Genomic DNA, 19,726 nt, shown 5'->3' on the forward strand with positions numbered 1-19,726 from the left:
ACGCACCGTTTTAGGAGGGCGTGCCGACCCCGTGCCTGCGCCCGAGGTAACGCAGGATCGCTTTCGGTTCATCGATGAAGCGCCGGCCATTGACGGTCTGCACCGGCAGATCGGCATCGGCCACGCCGTCGTCGGTCAGCACCAGCACCGGACAGCCCTGATGCGCCTCGCCCAGCACGGAAACCAGTTCGGGGCGGGGCCGGGCAAAGCCGATGCGTTCGATCGCAAGGCGGCCGGCGAGCTGCGGGTAGTAGGCAAGAAAGCCCTCAACCGTCGCGCAGTCGGCGCAGAAGTGCGGACCGTGGCCATCGACGGCGTAGCCCGGCGTCAACAGATAGAGCGTATCCATCACGCCGTGCCGCCGACGGTCAGGCCGCCATCGACGCGCAGCGTCGGCTGGCCGACGCCGACCGGCACGCTCTGGCCTTCCTTGCCGCAGGTGCCGACGCCCGGATCGAGCGCCATATCGTTGCCGATCATCGACACGCGCGTCAGCACGTCCGGGCCATTGCCGATCAGCGTCGCGCCCTTGACCGGATACAGCAGCTTGCCGTCCTCGACATACCAGGCTTCGGATGCCGAAAACACGAACTTGCCGCTGGTGATGTCGACCTGGCCACCGCCAAAATTGGCCGCATACAGGCCGCGCTTCACCGACGCGAGGATCTCGGCCGGATCCTTGTCGCCACCGAGCATGATGGTATTGGTCATCCGCGGCATTGGCAGGTGCGCATAGCTTTCGCGCCGGCCGTTGCCGGTCAGCGGCATGCCCATCAGCCGCGCGTTCAGGCTGTCCTGCATATAGCCCTTGAGGATGCCGTCCTCGATCAGCACGGTGCGGCTGGTCGGGTTGCCTTCGTCGTCGACATTGAGCGAGCCACGGCGATCCGGAATCGTGCCGTCGTCGATCACCGTGACGCCGGCGCTGGCAACGCGCTGGCCGATCTTGCCCGAGAACGCGCTCGAGCCCTTGCGGTTGAAGTCGCCCTCCAGGCCGTGGCCGATCGCCTCGTGCAAGAGAATGCCGGGCCAGCCGTTGCCGAGCACGACGGTCATCTCGCCGGCCGGCGCCGGCCGGGCATCGAGATTCAGCAAGGCCTGATCGACGGCCTTTTTGGCGTAGTCGGCCAGCACGTCGTCGCTGAAGTGCGCGTAGTCGAAACGACCGCCACCACCGGCGCCGCCCTGTTCACGACGACCGTCCTGTTCGACGATCACCTGCAGGCTCAGGCGCACCAGCGGACGCACGTCAGCGGCACGGTGGCCATCATGACGGACGACGAAAATCACTTCGTATTCGGACGCGAGGCTCGCCATCACCTGGACCACGCGCGGATCGAGCGAGCGTGCGATGCGTTCGAGTTTTTCCAGCAGCGCGACCTTGGCCGCTTCATTCAGACTCGCCAGCGGATCGATCGGCCGATACAGCGCATGGCCGGCGACCGGCAGATGACGCACCGCGACACCATTGCCGCCCTGCCGACCGATCGCGCGGGTTGCCCCGGCCGCATCGAGCAACGGTTGCAGACCGATATCATCCGAATACGCGAACGCCGTCTTTTCGCCCGAAATCGCCCGCACGCCGACACCCTGGTCGATGTGGAAGCTGCCGGATTTGACGATGCCTTCGTCCAGATTCCAGGCCTCGGCGCGGCTGTACTGGAAATAGAGGTCGGCGTAGTCGAGGTCGTGGTGCATCAGCGCGCCGAAGACCTGATCGAGCCGGCGGTCGTCGAGGCCGAACGGCGTAAGCAGCATGCTGTGTGCGGTCTGAAGCGCGGTCATGGGGTCACCTGCGAAAAAGGGCTCAAGCATCCGCCAAGCGCTGCAGCAACGCAAGGCGACGATGTCGTTTGGGCCGTGAACCGTCGGGACGGTTCACGGCCATTGCAAATGGTCTTGCCGCCAGCTGAATGGCTTGGCGCGGCCCGCAAAATCCACCACACCTTATTGGCAAGGAGGCGACCGGCAAGCAACACGCCAAACACAGCCGGCAAAAAGCGACTGATACAGCAAAGGTACGCCGGGCAAGTGCAACCCCGTGAAAGGCCGGCGCGCCGCACGGGGAATACCAAGGATCACAACCGCGCAAGGTGCACGGCCAGCGAGCAGCACACGGGACCATTGCCTCGCCGCTTTACAGCCGGCGATGCGCCAGGGCCGGCAATACCTTGCGGACTCGTTCGAGCTGGCTGACCTTGAGCTCGGCGCTCGCCTGGCCCGAGCCGACATCGTGCGACGCCAGCACCTGTCCCCACGGATCGATGATCATGCTGTGGCCCCAGGTTTCGCGGCCGCTCTGGTGCACGCCGCCCTGCGCCGAAGCGACGACAAAGCACTGGTTCTCGATCGCCCGGGCCCGCAGCAACACCTCCCAGTGCGCCCGGCCGGTCGTCGCGGTAAAGGCCGCCGGCAGCGCCCAGATGTCGACCTCGCCGGCGCTACGGAACAGCTCGGGAAACCGCAGGTCGTAGCACACGGCGACACCGAGGCGACCGAACGGTGTATCGACCACCAGCGGCGTGTTGCCCGCCTCGATCGTATCGGCCTCGGCGTAGTGCTCGCTGCCGTTGTCGAAGCCGAACAGATGGATCTTGTCGTAGCGGCCGACGCAGATGCCGGTCGAATCGAAGACCAGGCTGGCATTGCGGACCCGCGTTGCGCCGGGCGCGGCCAGCGGCACCGTACCGCCGACGAGCCACAGGCCATGCCGGTCCGCCTGCGCCGCAAGGAAATCCTGGATCAGCCCGCGGCCGAAGACTTCGGCGACGGCGAGCTTGTCGGTATCGCGCTGCCCCATGATGGCAAAGTACTCGGGCAGCACCGCTAGCTTCGCACCGGCATCGGCGGCGCGTTCGATCAGCGCGGCAGCCGTTTTGAGATTGTCGGCCACATCGGGCGTCGAGACCATCTGGATGGCCGTGGCAGTGAGTGTTTTCATCGTCGCATCCCCTGTTCTACGTTGTGCAAGCGGTCAACGGGACTTTGCCGCGTCGGGCGGATCTGCGGGTCGCTCATCGTGCCGCCTATATCGTATTCATAGGCAACCAGCTGGCCGAGTGGGTCTTTGAGTGCGCGCTGGAGCAGAAATGCCGCCACGCCGACGACCGGATTGATGATGCCGGTCGCGATCGCGACGGTATCGCCGATCACCGGCACGATGCGCACGCGCAGGTTCTGCGTGCCGGCGACGAAGTTGGCATTGCCGCGGAACAGCACCTGCGCCGCCGGGCCGGCGATCACCAGATCGTCGGTTTGCGCGATGCCCTTGTCGATCTTGGCTTGCCCGGTAATTGCGTCGAATTCGAAGCCGCTCGAGAACACGTCGCGGAAGTCGAGCTGCACCCGGCGCGATAGCGCCTGCAGGCTCAGTACCGACAGGAAGCGCGCAACGCCCGGATCGATCTTGGCAAACTGCCCGGCGCCGACGTCGAGCGACATCGTCCCGCGCATCGTATTCAGGTCGGGCGGGAACAGGGGGCCGTCCCAGGCCAGCTCGCCGGTGAACTTCGCCGGCGCACGCTTCACCGTATCCGGATAACCGAGTCGGCCGAGCAGATTGCCGGTGCTGGGCGTACTGGCCTCGATATGACCGCTGACGTGGCTGCCCTGCCGCCAGTTGCCGTTCATGGTCAGGTTCAGATCGGGATTCGCCAGCTCGACCTTGTCCAGCCGCCAGTCGTCACCCTGCTGGCTCGCCATCACGGTCATCTTGCCCAGTTGCAGCGCCTTGTAGCGCAGATCGCCAATGGCAATGTCCAGCGCCGGCAGCTTGCGTACGCCGCTTGCAACCGCATGCGCCGACTCCTGCTGTGCCGACCCTTGCGCCACCTCGCTCAAGGGCAAGGCCAGCCGTTGCAGCTGGGCACTCAGCTTGCCGTTGCCGCGGCCATCCCAGCCCAGCTTGCCGGCCAGCTCGCGCGCGTTGACGTCGCTTTGCCAGTTGCGACCATCGCCGCTGAACCGGACCCGGACCGCATTGAGCTGGCGCCCCCAGCCGGTCAACTGGCCGATCTGCACATCGCCCGACAGCGCCACCGGCGTGTCGTCGCGGCCACCGCTCGGCACCAGCTTGGCCCAGGCCTGCACATCGATCGCCGGCCAACTGCCGCTGATCACGAAGCCGGGCCTGGTCGGTGCCTGCGCGCTCGCACTGCCCAGCACGATCTGGCCACTGCTCGCGCCCGAATCGGGTAGGCGCAACGCACCGGCCAGCAGATTGCCGTAGCCGAAATCGATCCGGCTTCCGCCCTTGTCGCCGGCCAGTTGCAGGCGCAGCGGCCGGGTTTCGCCGACGCGCTTGCCCAGCGGCGCCGGCAGCTCAAGCTCTGCCTGAGTCAATGGCGACTGCACATTCAGCACATAGCCGTCGTCGCCGAGGTCAAGCTGCCCCTGATAAGCCACCGTCCCCTTGATACTGCTCCCCAGTGGCACCGGATAACGGCGCAGCACCTCGGCCAGTTGCACCTGACCGGCGAGCTGCAGCCGCAGCTTGCCATCGGCCCCGGTCGTGCCGGAGACGCGGCTGTCGCCACCGAGGATTTGTGCCGCCGCATTGCGCAGCTCGAAGCGCCGCTCGGTGAAACCGAATTCGCCGCGCGCACGCGTCAGCAGCGGTACGCCGGCACCGAAATCGAGCTGATTGTCGACATAGCGGAAACGGCCGTCGACCTTGGTTGCATCCGGGTTATCCAGCGGCACGCCAAGCTTGAGCGTCAGTGCACCGCTGCCTTCGGCTTTCAGCCCGTCGACATAGGCCGCCGTCTGCGCATGCAGCGGGCTCTGGCGCAGGAAGTCGAGGAAGTCCGCGGTCTTGCCCTCGGCGCTGCCGTCGATCTCCAGCAAGGGCTGGTGCGCCAGATCGGCAATCGCGACGTGCACCGGCGCCAGCGTCGTACCCAGCACCCTCGCACCGCGATCGGCGCGGATATCCATCCGGTTGCCATGGAAATCGAGCACGCCGTCGATATGGCTGATCGGCGGCCAGCCGTCGGCAAAGTCGAGCGTGACGCCGCGCGCCAGCGCGGTGATCTGGAAGCGGCCGTCCTGGTCGCCGGGGTAGGGAAACTTGGCGAGCGGCCCGTGCACGGTGACCTTGCCGTCGAAGCCCTGCCCCGCGATCAGCGAATGCTTGAGCCACGCCAGCGTTTCCGAACCGGCCGCGCGTGGCAGGTAGGCATACGCGCGCTGCGCGGTCAGCCTGCCGATGCGCCCGCTGACGTCGAGCAGATCGTCATTGGCATTGCGATAGCGGTAACTCGCCTTCAGATCGAGCGCGACATCGCGGTTCTCGAAGGCCAGTTTCGGCAAGTCGAGCCGCCATTCACTACCGTCGCGGCGCCAGTCTGCCTCGATGGCGGCCTTGTCGAATACCAGCGGCTCGGCGAATTCGGACGGCCATTCGATGCCGAAACGCGGGCTGGTCAGCTGCAGTTCACCGCGGGTTTGGTCGAACTGCAACCAGGCGTCGGCGCCGCTCACGCCGGGCCAGCCGGGCACACCGGCCACCGTCGCGCCAACGAGGACCATACGTCCCGCGTAGTGGCCCGGTTTGCCGGCATCACCGGTCCACGACAGCTCGCCCTCCTTGAGCATGCCGGCCAGCCGCAACGAGGCAGCCTGCTCGGCCCACGCCTTCGGCAACATCGGCAGATAAGCCGGCAGCGTCTCCAGCCGCCAGCCGCGCGCGCTGACACGACGCTGGTCGCCGGCCGTTTCGCTGTAACTGAGGCTACAGCCGCTGCACAGCAAACCGTCCCGGCCGTCCGCGCGCGTGACGTTGACGTCGATGCGGCGCAGCTTAGCGCTCTGTTCGACGGCGAAACGGCCGTCGAAGCGCGCCAGCGAAATCGGCGCATCGCCAATCTGCGCAAGCCAGTCCTGCCCTTTCAGGCTCAGTTGCGCCGCGCCGATCCGCCCTGCGGCAAAGTTGAACGACAACCGCCCACCGGCCTGCCCCGACAGCGCCGGGAACGGCCGCCGGGCCTCGGGAATCTGCGCCCAGACCTGGGCCAGATCGGCGCGGTCGAGGTGCAGATCGAGCGAGCCGCGCCACGTTGCCAGTCGGGCAAGGTGCTTGCCGCTGAAGCGGCCGCTCAGCGTCATCGGGCTGGCCATGGCTTCCGGCGGAGTCAGCGACAGCTTGACGCGATGCTGGCCCAGCCAGTTGCTCAATACGAAGCTCACCTTGCTGAATCGTTGCGGGCCGGCCTGCGTCAACGCGTCGTCCCAGACAAGCTCGCCGCCGCTCAAACGGACTTCGCCCTGTTCGAGCAGCCAGTCGACAAAGCGGTTGTCCTGGCCGTCTTGCGCGGTATGCAGCGCCAGGCTGCCGAGATGCAGGCGGCCGGCGGCATCGCGCGACAGCGAGACGCGCGGCGCTTCGAGCCGGAGGCGCTTGAAATGCAGCTTGCCGACGAACAGCGACCACCACGTCAGATCGACATCGAGGCGCGCCAGCTGCAGCGCCGGCGCATGCCGGGCATCGAGCACGCTGACGCCATCCATCGTCAGCCGAGGCCGGCCGCCGCGCCAGCCGCCTTCGATGCGTTCGAGCTGCAGCGGCACGCCGCTGGCGCTCGACAGTGCGGCAACGATCTGCGGCCGGAACTGATCGAGCCGCGGTACGAAATAGAACTGCCACGCCGCCGCCGCCAGTACCAGCGCCAGCGCGACGATGCCCAGCAGCCACAACAGCAGACGACCATGCCAGCGCGCAACCCGGCCCACAAAGCGGCCGATTTTGCCAAGGCGCTCGGGCAGACGTTTCAGCACCGGCATCGACCCGTGCAGGAATGCGGCGCATGCCGGCGACAGGAAAGGAACATGAGACGAGGAAAATCAACAAACATGAGGAATGCCGGAACGCCTTGGACAGGCTGATTGTGCTAGCGTAAACAGTCGTCGATTCTAACGCGAACAGACCCGTCTCATGAGCAGCGATACTGTGACTTCGAGCACACTGGCCCCGGCGCTGGCCCACAGCCGCTATCTGCAACGCCTCTTTACCCGTCATCCCGATCTCGCCGACGAGACCGCCGCCCATCTGTACCAGCCTTTCAGCCGCGCCGAGATGTCGCTGCGGCTGCTCAACGACCCTGCCGATGACGAAGCCGCCTTCAAGCGCACGCTGCGCCGGCTGCGTCAGGCGGCGATGGCGAGGCTGATCGCCCGCGAACTCGAAGGTCTGGCCGATCTCGACGAAGCGGTCCACACCGTCTCGGACCTTGCCGAACTGGCGATCCAGCACGCGCTGGCCTTCGTCACGCGCAATGAAACCCGGCCGGGACAACCGATCGGCGAAGACAGCGGCGAGGTGCAGGAACTGATCGTCGTCGGCATGGGCAAGCTCGGCGGTCGCGAACTCAATGTGTCGAGCGATATCGACCTGATCTTCGTCTATCCCGAGGATGGCAACACCGACGGCGACGTTCGGCTGACCAACCACGAATACTTCGCCCGCATCGGCAAAAAGCTGATCCAGTTGATCGACGATCCGACCGAGGACGGCATCGTCTTCCGCGTCGACATGCGGCTGCGGCCGTTCGGCGACTCGGGCCCGCTGGTGTGTTCGTTCGCCGCGCTGGAGAACTACCTGATCACGCAGGGGCGCGAATGGGAACGCTACGCGTGGATCAAGGGCCGCGCGCTGACCGGCGACGGCGACGCGCTGATGCAGCTGATCCGCCCCTTCGTCTACCGCAAATACCTCGACTACGGCGCCTACCAGTCGATGCGCGAACTGCACAGCCAGATCCGCCGCGAGGTACAGCGCCGCGACCGGATCGACAATATCAAGCTCGGCCCGGGCGGCATCCGCGAAATCGAATTCATCGGCCAGGTGTTCCAGCTGATCCGCGGTGGCCGGGTCAAGGCGCTGACGCAGCGCGAGACCCGCGGCACGCTAGCGGAACTCGGCCGGCAGGGGCTGCTGGCGCCCGAAACCGTCGCCGAACTGCAAACGGCCTACGCCTTCCTGCGCAATGTCGAGCACCGGCTGATGTATATCGACGATGCGCAAACGCAGACGCTGCCCGGCAACGACGACGACCGCGCACGCATTGCCACCAGCATGGGCTTTGCCGACTGGGCCGCATTCACCGCGGCCCTCGCCTATCACCGCGATCGCGTCACGCTGCAGTTCGAGCAGATTTTCGGCCTGCCGCAGGAAGCGACCGGCGGCGCCGACGACGGCGCATGGCAGCAGGCGCGCGACGGCGAACAGGCGCCCGAAGCACTCGCCGCCAAGGGTTACCGCGACGCCATCGAGATGGCGCGCAAACTCGCCGCCTTCGCCAGCGGCAACCGCTACCAGCAGATGCCCGACCGTTGCCGCCAGCGTGTCGACCATATCCTGCCGGCGCTGATCGGCGTTGCCGCCGGCTACCCCAACCCCGATGACACGCTGTCGAGGCTGCTGGACTTGCTTGAAGCGATCGGCCGTCGCGAGTCGTACCTGGCGCTGCTGGCCGAGCACCCGCAGACGCTGAACCGGCTCGCCGAGCTCTACAGCGCCAGTCCCTGGGTATCGGAATACCTGACCCGACACCCCATCCTGCTCGACGAGCTGCTCGATGCCCGCTTGCTGTATCAGGCGCCCGACTGGGCCCGGCTCGGCAAGATTCTGCGGCAGGAAATTGCCGACCTCGGCGACGACACCGAGGCGAAGATGGATTGCCTGCGACATTTCCAGCACACGCAGGTATTCCGCATCGTCGCGCAAGACCTCGCCGGCCTGCTGTCGCTCGAAACCGTCTCCGATCACCTGTCGGCGCTGGCCGACCTGATCCTCGTCGTCACAATCGCCGAGGTCTGGCGCGAGCTGCCCAAACGGCATTGCGAGCTGCCGCGCTTCGCCGCCATCGGCTACGGCAAACTCGGCGGCAAGGAGCTCGGTTACGGCTCGGACCTCGACCTCGTTTACCTGTACGACGATCCGCATCCGGACGCGCCGGAAAACTACGCCCGTCTGGCCAAGAAAATCGTCACCTGGCTGACGACGCTGACTTCGGCCGGCACGCTCTACGACATCGATCTGCGGCTGCGGCCGAACGGCACCTCGGGGTTGCTGGTGTCGAGCGTCGAAGCCTTCGCTGCTTACCAGCGCGATTCGGCCTGGGTGTGGGAGCATCAGGCGCTGACGCGGGCACGCTTTGTCTGCGGCGAGGCGACGATCGCCGTGGCCTTCGACGCGATCCGCAACGGCATCCTGCGCAGCGAGCGCGATATCGATTCGATTCGCGATGAGGTGGTGAAAATGCGGTCGCGGATGCTGGAAACGCATCCGGCCAAGGACGACGATGTCAAACACTGCCGCGGCGGCATTGTCGACATCGAGTTCATCGTCCAGTACCTGATCCTGGCCCACGCGCACCGCTTCGGCGACCTGACCGGCAACCTCGGCAATATCGCGCTGCTCGGCTTTGCCGCACGCGACGGCTTGATCGACGCCGAACTGGCGAGCCAGGCACAGACCGCTTACCGTGAATTGCGCCGCCTGCAGCACGCCAGCCGGCTCAATGGCATCAAACCGTCGCCGGCGACACTGGCGACGATTGCCGATGCACTGGCCGCAGTGCGGACGCTGTGGACTCAGTTACTCGGCGAGCCACAGGCAGAATGAACAACGGGCAGCCCAGGCTGCCCGTTGTTCATTTGTCCCCATTCAAAGCGGGAAGGAGAAGTATTGCACCGCCGCCATTTCCTCCGGCAGGTAGCTGCCCAGCCAGGCGGTTTCAAGCTTGATGTGCTGAATCAGCGCGACAACATGGCGCGGATCGGTATTGGTTGCAAACCACAGCTCTTTGCGCCAGACACAACCGTCTTCCTCGACGACCTCGATCCCGGGCGTGAGCTCGTCGAGCGATTTTCCCCGCCGCACATAACCGACGGCACCAAGCAGTTTGCCGAGCTCGTCGTGGGTCTGGCTGACTTCGATGACGAAGGCCGCCATGCCCGGCGAGATCTGCTGCATGTTGACGTAAGCGCGGGTATCGAGCGCCGACCTGCGGGTGATCTCGGCAATGCAGTCCGGGCAGGTGAAGGCGACCCGGATCAGGAAGGCCTCGTTCTGTTCGAATGAGCTCGGCAGCGCCTGCAACGCATGACCGCAGCGGTAAGTCATACGACTGTTCAATCTGTCCATCAGCCGCACCAACCCAACAAATTAGTAATATTGAGTTAATTTACCGGAAAACAGCAGACAAAGAAAAGGCGCCCCGTCGGGCGCCTTCTATCTGTTGCACATATTCCTATGGAATCAGGCAGTTTGCGCCGGATTACGCAGGCGGATGTGCAATTCGCGCAGCTGCTTTTCGTCGACAGCATTCGGTGCGTTGGTCAACAGACACTGGGCACGCTGGGTCTTCGGGAAAGCAATCACGTCGCGGATCGACTCGGCGCCGGTCATCAGCGTCACCAGCCGATCAAGACCGAAGGCGAGGCCACCGTGCGGCGGCGCGCCGAACTTGAGGTTGTCGAGCAGGAAGCCGAACTTGTTCTGCGCTTCTTCCTCGCCAATGCCGAGCGCGTCGAACACCGTCGACTGCACATCGGCCTGGTGGATACGCACCGAGCCACCGCCCATTTCCCAGCCGTTCAGCACCATGTCGTAAGCGCGCGCCTTGCAGGCACCCGGATTGGTCTTCAGCAGTTCGAGGTGTTCGGCCTTCGGCGACGTGAACGGATGGTGGCAGGCGTTCCAGCGCTTGCCGTCTTCGTCGTATTCGAACATCGGGAAATCGACGACCCACAGCGGCTTCCACGACTTGGTGAAGTAGCCGCCGGCCTCGCCACGCTCGTGGCCGATCTTGATGCGCAGCGCGCCGATGGCTTCGTCGACGACTTTGCGCTTGTCGGCGCCGAAGAAAATGATGTCGCCGTTCTGCGCGCCGGTGCGCTCGATGATGGCCTTGAGCGCATCGTTCGACAGGAACTTGACGATCGGCGCCTGCAGGCCCGAGTTGTCCGGATCGTTGCTGATGTTGCTGACGTCGTTGACCTTGATGTACGCGAGACCCTTGGCGCCGTAGATGCCGACGAACTTGGTGTACTCGTCGATCATCGAGCGGCTGAAGTCCGCACCGCCCGGGATGCGCAGACCGACCACGCGACCGCCATCCATGTCGGCGGCGCCGCGGAAGACCTTGAACTCCTCGGTCTTCATCACGTCGGTCAGTTCGGTGAACTTGAGGTCGACGCGCAGATCAGGCTTGTCCGAGCCGTAGTAGAACATCGCGTCGTCGAACGCCATACGCGGGAATTCGCCGAGGTCGACGTCGATGGCTTCCTTGAAGACGTGGCGAGCCATTTCTTCGGTGATCGACATGATTTCTTCCTCGTTCAGGAACGAGGTCTCGATATCGATCTGGGTGAATTCGGGCTGGCGGTCGGCGCGCAGGTCTTCGTCGCGGAAACACTTGGTGATCTGGTAGTAGCGGTCGAAGCCGGCAACCATCAGCAACTGCTTGAACAGCTGCGGCGACTGCGGCAGCGCGAAGAACTGACCGTCGTGCACGCGGCTCGGCACCAGGTAGTCGCGCGCGCCTTCCGGCGTCGAGCGCGTCAGCATCGGCGTTTCGATGTCGATGAAGCCCTTGGTATCGAGGAAGTTGCGCACCAGCAGCGCGACCTTGTAGCGCAGACGCAGGTTCTTCTGCATCTGCGGGCGGCGCAGGTCGATCACGCGGTTGGTCAGGCGGACGTTTTCCGACAGGTTTTCGTCGTCGATCTGGAACGGCGGCGTCTCGGCCTTGTTCAGGATCACGATGTCCTTGGCCAGTACTTCGATCTGGCCCGAAATCATCTTGGCATTGGTCGTGCCTTCCGGGCGCGCACGCACCAGGCCGGTGATCTGCAGTACGTATTCGCCGCGCGACGAATCGGCAAGCTGGAAGGCTTCCGGGGTGTCCGGATCGATGACGACCTGGACGATGCCTTCGCGGTCGCGCAGGTCGATGAAGATCACGCCACCGTGGTCACGACGACGATGGGCCCAGCCCTGAAGAACGACGGTCTGGCCAAGGTAACGCTGGTCGATCAGACCACAATAATCGGTACGCATGATTGTATTTTTCCTTGTATTTGAGTCAGGCCGCGGGCTGATTCGCGGCCACCGGCAAGGTGACCGGCTTGCCGGCCGGAGACACTACACCGAGGGAAATCACGTATTTGAGCGCCTCGTCGACGCTCATTTCCAGTTCGTGCACATCTGCTTTGCGGGCCATGAACAAAAAGCCCGAGGTCGGGTTCGGCGTCGTCGGCACGAACACCGAAATCATTTCCTGGCCGAGCTTGTCGGCGATTTCGCCACCGACCTGGCTGGTGACAAAGCCGACCGCCCAGGTGCCCTGGTGCGGAAACTGCACCAGCACCGCCGTGCGGAACGCCTGGCCGGAGTCCGAAAACAGCGTGTCCGACACCTGCTTCACGCTCGAATAGATCGAACGGACGATGGGAATCCGGTTGAGCACCCACTCGCCCAGCAGCAACAGTTGCCGGCCGATGATGTTGTGGGCAACCAGACCGGTGACCAGGAGCACCACGGCGGTCAGCACCACGCCGAAACCGGGAATCGCCTGTTTGTCGGCAAACCATGGCAGATCGTTGGCCAGCCGCTGCAGCAGCCAGTAATCGGGGCGCATCGGCGTCGGCAGCAGCGCGCCGATCTGATCCATCGTGCCGATGATCAGGTTCAGCACCCAGAGCGTGATCGCGAGCGGCACCCAGATCAGGAGGCCGGTCAGCAGGTATTTCTTCAAGCTGGCCATCAAGGGGTCCGCATCAGTGGGCGTGTCCGCAATTGCCTGAACCGCAAGCACCGCCCGACGGCGCCGAGCCGCCACTGTTCTTGAAATCGGTCGCGTAGTAACCCGAGCCCTTGAGCTGGAAGCCCGCGGCGGTTACCTGCTTCGTGTACGTCTGGTCGTGGCAGCTCGGGCATTCAACGAGCGGCGCATCGGCCATTTTTTGCATGTGTTCGCCGTCGTGTCCGCAGGACGAGCAGCGGTAAGCATAAATCGGCATGTTCTGCCCTCCGCAAACAAACCGGAGAGTATACCGCAAGCGCTGCGGAGCTGAAGGGCGACGATGGGGGATGAAGCCTGCGACATCAAGCGTTTGGAGCCTACTGCGGCAGGCGGGCGAGCCAACGCATTGGCTGCCACAAGCGCATAAACCCGGATGGCCATAAGACCCGTGAGGGTGCCGAGCAGCGGGTGGGACAAATGCACAGGCACGGTCGCCGCTGGAGATCGTTGCCCGCCTTGCCGGCCTGCCGCCGCCTTGATGGTCGCTGCGCCCGGTCGCTGCGCCCGGTCGCTACAGGCCAGGCGGAACAAAGCCCCGGCCTTGCGGGCGGTGCGGTGCGGATTGGACGCTGCGGAAACAGCCTAGCCGTTGAGCTTGAACTCGATCGGCACCAGTACCGTGCCGACAACGGTGTCGCTGCCCTTCTTGGCCGGCACGAATTTCCAGCGGTTCTTGACGGTGTTCTTCGCGACTTCATCCAGCCGCGGGAAGCCGCTCGACTTGGCGACCTCAACCGCGATCGGCAAGCCGTTTTCGCCGACTTTCACCCGTAGCGTCACCGCGCCCTCCTCGCCCAGCGCGCGCGACTGCGGCGGATACGCCGGACGCGGATTGGCCAGATAGCTGGCATGGAACGACGGTGCGGACTCGGTCACTGGCGCAGCGGCGGTTTTTTCGGCGCCGGTCGGCGCAGCGGGCGCTGCCGGGGCAGCCGGGGCAGCCGGCGCGGGCGCCGCCGCGACGGGTGCGGCGGCAGGTTCAGGCTCGGCTGGGCGACTGTCGTGCAGGGCCTTTTCGCTGGTCGTGGTCTTGGCGGCCGGCTTGGGTACGGGTTGGGGCGCTGGCTTTGCCTGCGGCTTGACCGGCTCGGTCTTGGGTTTGGCCGGCTGCGGCTCGGGCCGCGGCGCCGGCGCGGCCTGTGGTTTCACCGCGGGTGCCGCCTCGCTGAGCGTCGCGAACATCAGCGAGGGCTGGATGATCTGCGGCGGGGTCGTCGCAACGAAAGTGCTGACAACCAGATAGATCGCCAGAAGGTGCACACCGGTCACGCCGATCAGTACGGGACTGACGCGCCATCTGAAATCGTTATTGAGAACCATTCGCGCATAATAAGTGAGAAAAGGTTTCATTTTCAAGGGCAACCCGCCCCCCTCGCCGCGCGGATCCAGACAGGGAAGTCCGCAATTTGCGCCGATCGCAACTCGGCGCTAGGGTTCCCCGTTTGCCACCCGGATCTTCGCCATGTCCCCGCTTTCCGCCACCCTGAACGGGCTGATGCTTTCGGCCAGCCTGATCATGGCAATCGGTGCGCAGAATGCCTTCGTCCTGCGTCAGGGCATTGCCCGGCAGCAACTGTTTCTGACGGCGTTCTGCTGCGGTCTCTGGGACCTGGTGATGATGAGCGCCGGCATTGCCGGCATGGGCACTTTGCTCAAGGCGGCGCCGGGCCTGCAGCACTGGATGGCGCTGGCAGGCGCCGCCTTCGTATTCTGGTACGGGCTCGGCGCCTTGCGGAAGGCCCTGCGCCCGACCACGCTGGCCCCCGATGTCGCGCGCGGCATCGCCACGCCACGCGCGGTGTTCATCGCGACGCTGGGATTTTCCTTCCTGAATCCGCACGCGCTGCTCGACACCGTCGTGCTGGTCGGCGGCATCGGCGCGCAGCAACCGGCCGAGGCGCGGCCATGGTTTCTGCTCGGCGCCGCCGGTTTTTCCTTCATCTGGTTCTTCAGCCTGACCTTTGCCGCAACACGGCTCACGCCATGGTTCCGCGATCCGCGCGCCTGGCGCATCCTTGACCTGCTGATCGCACTGATGATGTTCGCCATCGCCCTGTCGCTCGTCCGCTCGGTGCTTTAAACAGATTTGTCTCAATTTCGGCGCATTTCTGCCGATAAGGGAACGCAGCACGCCGTCGAACACCTTCCAAGGAAAAAGCCATGAATATCGGACACCGGCTGATCGCCCTGATCGTCGCCGCCATTGCCGCGCTTGTTGTCGTCGGCATCGCCGGCAACGTCATGTTCAAGCAGGTCGAAACCAGTGTCGCCCTGCTCGTCGACGATGCGTTCGACGGCCTGAACAAAGGCAACGACATCAATAACAACTACAAGATCGAGCAGATCCTCGTCGCCCAGTACGTCGTCGAACAAAACCCCGACGCCCGCGCCAAGCTGGCCGACGAAATCGGCCAGCGCCGTGCCGCGATCGAACAGATCAATCGCGACTACGAAAAAGTCCATACCGACGGTGAAGACCAGCAGCGCTTCGCAGAATTCAAGTCGAGCCTGCAGTCGTTCCATTCGATCTACAACGAGATCATCGCCAAGGCCAAGGCCGGCGATATCGCCGGTGCGCAGACCCAGATCGCGCATCAGGGGCGCGATGCGGCGATCGCGACCGAGAAGACCCTGGTCGCGCTGCACGAACACAATGCGCACGAGGCCAAGCTGCAGCAGGAAGCCATTCTCGCTAGCGAGGCCAATGCCCGCAGCGTGATCGGCGGTGCCATTGCACTCGCGGCGATTGCCCTCGCAGTGTTCGGCACCCTGCTCTACCGTTCGATCCGCCAGCCATTGCTGGCGATGCAGCAAACCGTGAGCGAGATCGAAGCCAGCCTCGATTTCACCCGGCGCGTGCCGGTACGCGGCAACGACGAGATCGCCCAGACCGTCACCGCGTTCAACCGCCTGCTCGAACGCACCCGCCAGAGTCTGAAGGACATGTCGGACCACATCCGCACGATCGGCGGTGCCACCGGCGAAGTCGCCCGGGCCGCCGGCAGCATGTCGCAGAATGCCGGCAATACCAGCGAGGCGGCGACGAGCATGGCGGCGACGGTCGAGGAAGTCACCGTCAGCATCACCCACATCGCCGATCGCGCGTCCGAAGCCGACCAGATCTCGCGTGAATCCGGCCGCCAGGCCAGTACCGGCGCGCAGGTGATCGACACCAGCGTCACCCGTATCGACGCCATCTCGGGCAGCGTGCGCGAAGCCGCCGGCCAGATCGATGCGCTGAAGGAAAAGAGCGCCGACATCAACGCCGTCGTCAGCGTAATCAAGGACATCGCCGATCAGACCAACCTGCTGGCGCTGAACGCCGCGATCGAGGCGGCACGCGCCGGTGAAACCGGCCGCGGCTTTGCCGTCGTCGCCGACGAAGTGCGCAAGCTGGCCGAGCGCACCGCGGTATCGACACAGGAGATCTCGGGCACCGTCGCCGCGATCCAGCAAGGCGCGCTGGCCGCGGTCGAGCGGATGCGCGATGTCGTCACCGAAGTCGAAGGCGCGGTCTCGCAGGCGCGCGAAGCCGGTGCGGCAATCGGCGCGATCCGCAGCGGCTCGACCGCCGTGGTCGAACACGTCGCCGACATCAGCGGCGCGATCCGCGAACAGAGCGCCGCCAGCAACAACATTGCCCAGCTGGTCGAACGCATCGCACAGATGTCCGAAGCCAGCAGCAGCGCCGCGATGCAAACAGCCAACTCGGCGCGCGAACTCGACCGGCTCGCAGGCGAGATGAATCGTGAAGTCGAACGTTATCGTCTGTGACGATGGCCGGCCGCGCTGCGGCTGGCTGTCAGACGACGCGCTCTACGTCGCCTACCACGACCTTGAATGGGGCGTACCCTGCCATGACGAGCGCACGCTGTTCGAGATGCTCTGCCTCGAGGGCATGCAGGCCGGACTCTCGTGGCTGACGGTACTGAAAAAGCGCGACGGCTACCGCCGCGCTTTTTGCAATTTCGACACCGCGGCAATCGCGGCGTTTACGCCTGACGATATCGACCGGCTGGTGCTCGACCCGGGCATCATCCGCCACCGCGGCAAGATCGAAGCCATCGTCGGCAATGCCCGGGCGCTGCTGGCGCTGCATGCGCAGGGCGACACGCTCGATCGCCTTGTCTGGGACATCGTCGGCGGCTCGCCCCGGATCAATGCACCGGCGTCGCTGGCCGATGTGCCGGCCAGTACCGCCGAATCGGAGCTGCTCTCGAAGCGGCTGAAGAAACTCGGCTTCCGCTTCGTCGGCAGCACGACGTGCTACGCCTTCATGCAGGCCTGCGGCCTGGTCGACGACCACGTTCAGGGCTGCTGCAAGGCAGCACGCTAAGCCGCCGTCATCGGCGCGGGTAGGCGCACGACCAGACGCCACAAGGGTGCGGATGCCGGTGGACGGCCGAGCTGCTGCGCCCTCCGGCTGGCCCCGGACGGGACGATCAGCCTGAGCTCAGCGCCGTCACCGCAATCCCCGCCGCATCGGCGATCACCGCATCAGGCCATTTCGCATCGGCCCTGGGCTGGGTGAAATAGACAGCGAGCACCAGCGGCGCGCGCCCCGGCGGCCAGAGCACGGCGATGTCGTTGGTCGTGCCGTAGTCACCGGAGCCGGTCTTGTCGCCGACCTGCCAGCCGGCCGGCACACCGGCGCGGATCCGTTTCGCACCGGTGGTATTGCCGCGCAGCCAGTCCTGCAGCTGGGTGCGTTGCGGCGCCGGCAGTACGTTGCCAAGCGCGAGCGCCTGCAGGCTGCGCGCCATCGCCGCCGGCGTCGTCGTGTCGCGCAAGTCGCCGGGCAACGCGGTATTGAGTTCGGTTTCCCAACGGTCGAGCCGGAATGCGTCGTCGCCGATGCTGCGTGCAAACGCGGTCACGTCGGCCGGCGCGCCGAGCTGCCTGATCAGCAGATTGGCGGCCGTGTTGTCGCTGTACTGGATCGCCGCAGCGCACAGCTCGGCCACCGTCATGCCGTCGGCAATATGCCGGCCGCTGATCGGTGAATAGCTGACGAGATCGGCCTGCGTGTAGCGGACGCGCCGCTGCAACAAGCCCGCATCGCCGACGCTGCGCGCGAGGATGGCGCCGGCCAGCATCGCCTTGAAGGTGCTGCAGAAGGCGAAGCGCTCGTTCATCCGATAGCCGAGCCGTACCCCGCTGCCGGTGTCGAGCGCACACACGCCGAGCCGGCCGCCGTAACGACGCTCGAGCGCGGCGAAATCGGCATCGGTCTTGCCCTCCGCAGCAACGCGTGCCGTCTCTGCGGCGCGGGACTGGAGCGCCAAGGCAAAAGGCAGGCTAGCAGCAGCCAGCAACAGCCGGCGGCGTCCGGGAGAATCAAGCATCGGTTCGACCTCGTTGAATGATGGACTGGATTGGCGATGAACGAACTATCGACGCTTTGCCGATGGCGGACAAACGAGAATAATTGCGTCAAGACCAAAGAAAATCTTTTAGCGGAATACGATGCGCCCCTACCTGCCACTGAACGCGCTGCGCGCTTTCGAGTCGTCGGCCCGGCAACTGAACTTCACCCGTGCGGCGCAGGAGCTGAACGTCACGCAGGCCGCGGTCAGCCAGCAGGTACGGGCGCTCGAAGAGCGGCTCGGCTGCGCCTTGTTCAAGCGGCTGCCGCGCGGACTCGGGTTGACCGACGAAGGCCGCGCGCTGCTGCCGGTGCTCAGCGACGCATTCGGCCGGATCGAACAGGTGCTCAAGCAGTTCGACGGTGGCCATTTCCACGAAGTCCTGACGGTCGGTGTCGTCGGCACCTTTGCCGTCGGCTGGCTGATGCCGCGGCTCAAGCGCTTTGGCGAAGCCCACCCCTTCATCGAGCTGCGGCTGCTGACCAACAACAATCTGGTCGACCTCGCCGCCGAGGGACTCGATTTTGCGATCCGTTTCGGCGATGGCGTCTGGCCCGGCACGCACGCAACGCGGCTGCTCGATGCGCCGCTGACCGTGCTGTGCACGCCGGCCATTGCCCGGCGACTGGGCATGCTGGCCGATCTGGCCCGTGAAACGCTACTGCGCTCCTACCGCACCGACGAATGGCCCGACTGGTTTGTCGCGGCGGGACTGGCACCGTGGCCGGCGACCGGCCCGGTCTTCGATTCGTCCCGGCTGATGGTCGAGGCGGCGATGCAGGGTGCCGGCGTCGCACTGGCGCCGCCGCGGATGTTCGCGCGCGAACTGCAGGCCGGCCTGCTCGTCCGCCCTTTCGCTGCCGAGGTTCACACCGGCACGTACTGGTTGACGGGATTGAAGTCGCGCCCGATGTCGCCGGCGATGCAGCTGTTCCGCGACTGGATTACCGGCGAGGCCAGCGCCGAAGCCGGCGAACTCCCCGCCGGCATCTGACAACGACAAGCTAGCAGTGCTTTGCGACGAGACGGACGACGGTATTCCACACCCGCGTCGTTGCCGGCAGGCCGAGCCGCTTTTCCAGCAAGGCGTTCGGGCTGCCCGGGCTGGCGCCGAACTGGTAGGCGACACTCAGCGCTTCGGTAGCGCTAAGCCGGAGCACATCGACGTCGCCCTTCGCGCTTCGCAACACGGTGCCGTCGACAACGGCCACATCGCGATGCAGGAAGGTTGCATAGCAGCCGTAGACGGCGCCCTGATCGACGCCGTCGAAGGGATCCTGCGCAACGAGGGCCGCAAGCGCACCCATTTCGCGCAGGAAGGCCGGCTCCTTCAGGCCGCAGCGCTCGGCGAGCAGGCTGCAGGCGCGGGACAGCACGGCTTCCGCAGCCTCACCTGGCGCGACCGAGAATGCCAGCGTGCCGTTGACGAGAAAGGACGCAGCGCCCGTCGCGCCGGCGTCGAGAAACGCCGCTTCGAACTGCGCGCGATTCGGGCAGTTCGGCCGCCCCAGGTTGAGGTTGCGGAAGAACACGGCGTAATCCATCCCCCCACCC

At 65.4% G+C, this 19,726-nt stretch carries 16 protein-coding genes; 5 read left to right on the forward strand and 11 right to left on the reverse strand.

From position 1 onward, the window contains the following. Positions 1-10: 10 nt before the first annotated feature. The 4 genes from R0382_RS00985 to R0382_RS01000 form a co-directional block, all read right to left on the reverse strand. Positions 11-349 (reverse strand): DUF3088 domain-containing protein, encoded by a 339-nt coding sequence (locus R0382_RS00985; RefSeq protein ID WP_432721683.1) that lies wholly within the window; start codon positions 347-349, stop codon positions 11-13. Continuing rightward, on the reverse strand, positions 349-1,785 hold the full coding sequence (gene tldD, locus R0382_RS00990) for a metalloprotease TldD (protein WP_432721684.1): 1,437 nt from the start codon (positions 1,783-1,785) through the stop codon (positions 349-351). Before tldD ends, R0382_RS00985 begins: the two co-directional genes overlap by 1 nt. A 352-nt stretch (positions 1,786-2,137) precedes the next feature. Then, positions 2,138-2,941 (reverse strand): carbon-nitrogen hydrolase family protein, encoded by an 804-nt coding sequence (locus tag R0382_RS00995; RefSeq protein ID WP_432721685.1) that lies wholly within the window; start codon positions 2,939-2,941, stop codon positions 2,138-2,140. Next, positions 2,938-6,774, reverse strand: coding sequence for a YhdP family protein (locus tag R0382_RS01000; RefSeq protein WP_432721686.1), 3,837 nt, complete (start codon positions 6,772-6,774; stop codon positions 2,938-2,940). The genes R0382_RS00995 and R0382_RS01000 overlap by 4 nt, the downstream gene beginning before the upstream one ends. A gap of 157 nt (positions 6,775-6,931) precedes the next feature. On the opposite strand from R0382_RS01000, the gene glnE reads away from it, so the two are divergent. After that, on the forward strand, positions 6,932-9,622 hold the full coding sequence (glnE, locus tag R0382_RS01005; protein WP_432721687.1) for a bifunctional [glutamate--ammonia ligase]-adenylyl-L-tyrosine phosphorylase/[glutamate--ammonia-ligase] adenylyltransferase: 2,691 nt from the start codon (positions 6,932-6,934) through the stop codon (positions 9,620-9,622). Between the two features lie 42 nt (positions 9,623-9,664). On the opposite strand, the gene R0382_RS01010 is transcribed toward glnE, so the two are convergent. The 5 genes from R0382_RS01010 to R0382_RS01030 form a co-directional block, all read right to left on the reverse strand. Then, positions 9,665-10,123, reverse strand: coding sequence for a hypothetical protein (locus tag R0382_RS01010; protein WP_432721688.1), 459 nt, complete (start codon positions 10,121-10,123; stop codon positions 9,665-9,667). Positions 10,124-10,258: 135 nt separating this feature from the next. Further along, positions 10,259-12,061: an aspartate--tRNA ligase gene (aspS, locus tag R0382_RS01015; RefSeq protein ID WP_432721689.1), complete on the reverse strand. Its 1,803-nt coding sequence runs from the start codon at positions 12,059-12,061 to the stop codon at positions 10,259-10,261. Between the two features lie 25 nt (positions 12,062-12,086). Next, a complete protein-coding gene (locus R0382_RS01020) occupies positions 12,087-12,767 on the reverse strand; it encodes a DUF502 domain-containing protein (protein ID WP_432721690.1) in 681 nt (226 codons plus the stop codon). Between the two features lie 13 nt (positions 12,768-12,780). Next, positions 12,781-13,023, reverse strand: a complete 243-nt coding sequence (locus tag R0382_RS01025) for an FmdB family zinc ribbon protein (RefSeq protein ID WP_432721691.1) — start codon at positions 13,021-13,023, stop codon at positions 12,781-12,783. A gap of 365 nt (positions 13,024-13,388) precedes the next feature. After that, positions 13,389-14,126, reverse strand: a complete 738-nt coding sequence (locus R0382_RS01030) for a TonB family protein (RefSeq protein WP_432721692.1) — start codon at positions 14,124-14,126, stop codon at positions 13,389-13,391. A gap of 142 nt (positions 14,127-14,268) precedes the next feature. Here R0382_RS01030 and R0382_RS01035 point away from each other — a divergent pair, with 142 nt between their 5' ends. The 3 genes from R0382_RS01035 (at position 14,269) to R0382_RS01045 (ending at position 17,142) form a co-directional block, all read left to right on the forward strand. Next, a complete protein-coding gene (locus R0382_RS01035; RefSeq protein WP_432721693.1) occupies positions 14,269-14,886 on the forward strand; it encodes a LysE/ArgO family amino acid transporter in 618 nt (205 codons plus the stop codon). A gap of 80 nt (positions 14,887-14,966) precedes the next feature. Continuing rightward, positions 14,967-16,580: a methyl-accepting chemotaxis protein gene (locus R0382_RS01040; RefSeq protein ID WP_432721694.1), complete on the forward strand. Its 1,614-nt coding sequence runs from the start codon at positions 14,967-14,969 to the stop codon at positions 16,578-16,580. After that, positions 16,555-17,142, forward strand: a complete 588-nt coding sequence (locus tag R0382_RS01045) for a DNA-3-methyladenine glycosylase I (protein ID WP_432721695.1) — start codon at positions 16,555-16,557, stop codon at positions 17,140-17,142. Before R0382_RS01040 ends, R0382_RS01045 begins: the two co-directional genes overlap by 26 nt. Before the next feature lie 106 nt (positions 17,143-17,248). On the opposite strand, the gene bla is transcribed toward R0382_RS01045, so the two are convergent. Further along, positions 17,249-18,151, reverse strand: coding sequence for a class A beta-lactamase (gene bla, locus R0382_RS01050; protein WP_432721696.1), 903 nt, complete (start codon positions 18,149-18,151; stop codon positions 17,249-17,251). A 121-nt stretch (positions 18,152-18,272) separates the two neighbouring features. Between bla and R0382_RS01055 the strand changes: the two genes are divergently transcribed. After that, the gene (locus R0382_RS01055; protein WP_432721697.1) at positions 18,273-19,166 is read left to right on the forward strand and encodes a LysR substrate-binding domain-containing protein; all 894 of its coding nucleotides are present in this window, start codon (positions 18,273-18,275) and stop codon (positions 19,164-19,166) included. 10 nt (positions 19,167-19,176) lie between these two features. Here R0382_RS01055 and R0382_RS01060 read toward each other — a convergent pair whose 3' ends face one another. Continuing rightward, positions 19,177-19,716, reverse strand: coding sequence for a DUF1697 domain-containing protein (locus R0382_RS01060; protein ID WP_432721698.1), 540 nt, complete (start codon positions 19,714-19,716; stop codon positions 19,177-19,179). Positions 19,717-19,726 lie beyond the last annotated feature (10 nt).

The sequence above is a fragment of the Jeongeupia wiesaeckerbachi genome (assembly GCF_050916355.1).
GTDB classification, from domain to species: Bacteria; Pseudomonadota; Gammaproteobacteria; order Burkholderiales; family Chitinibacteraceae; genus Jeongeupia; species Jeongeupia wiesaeckerbachi.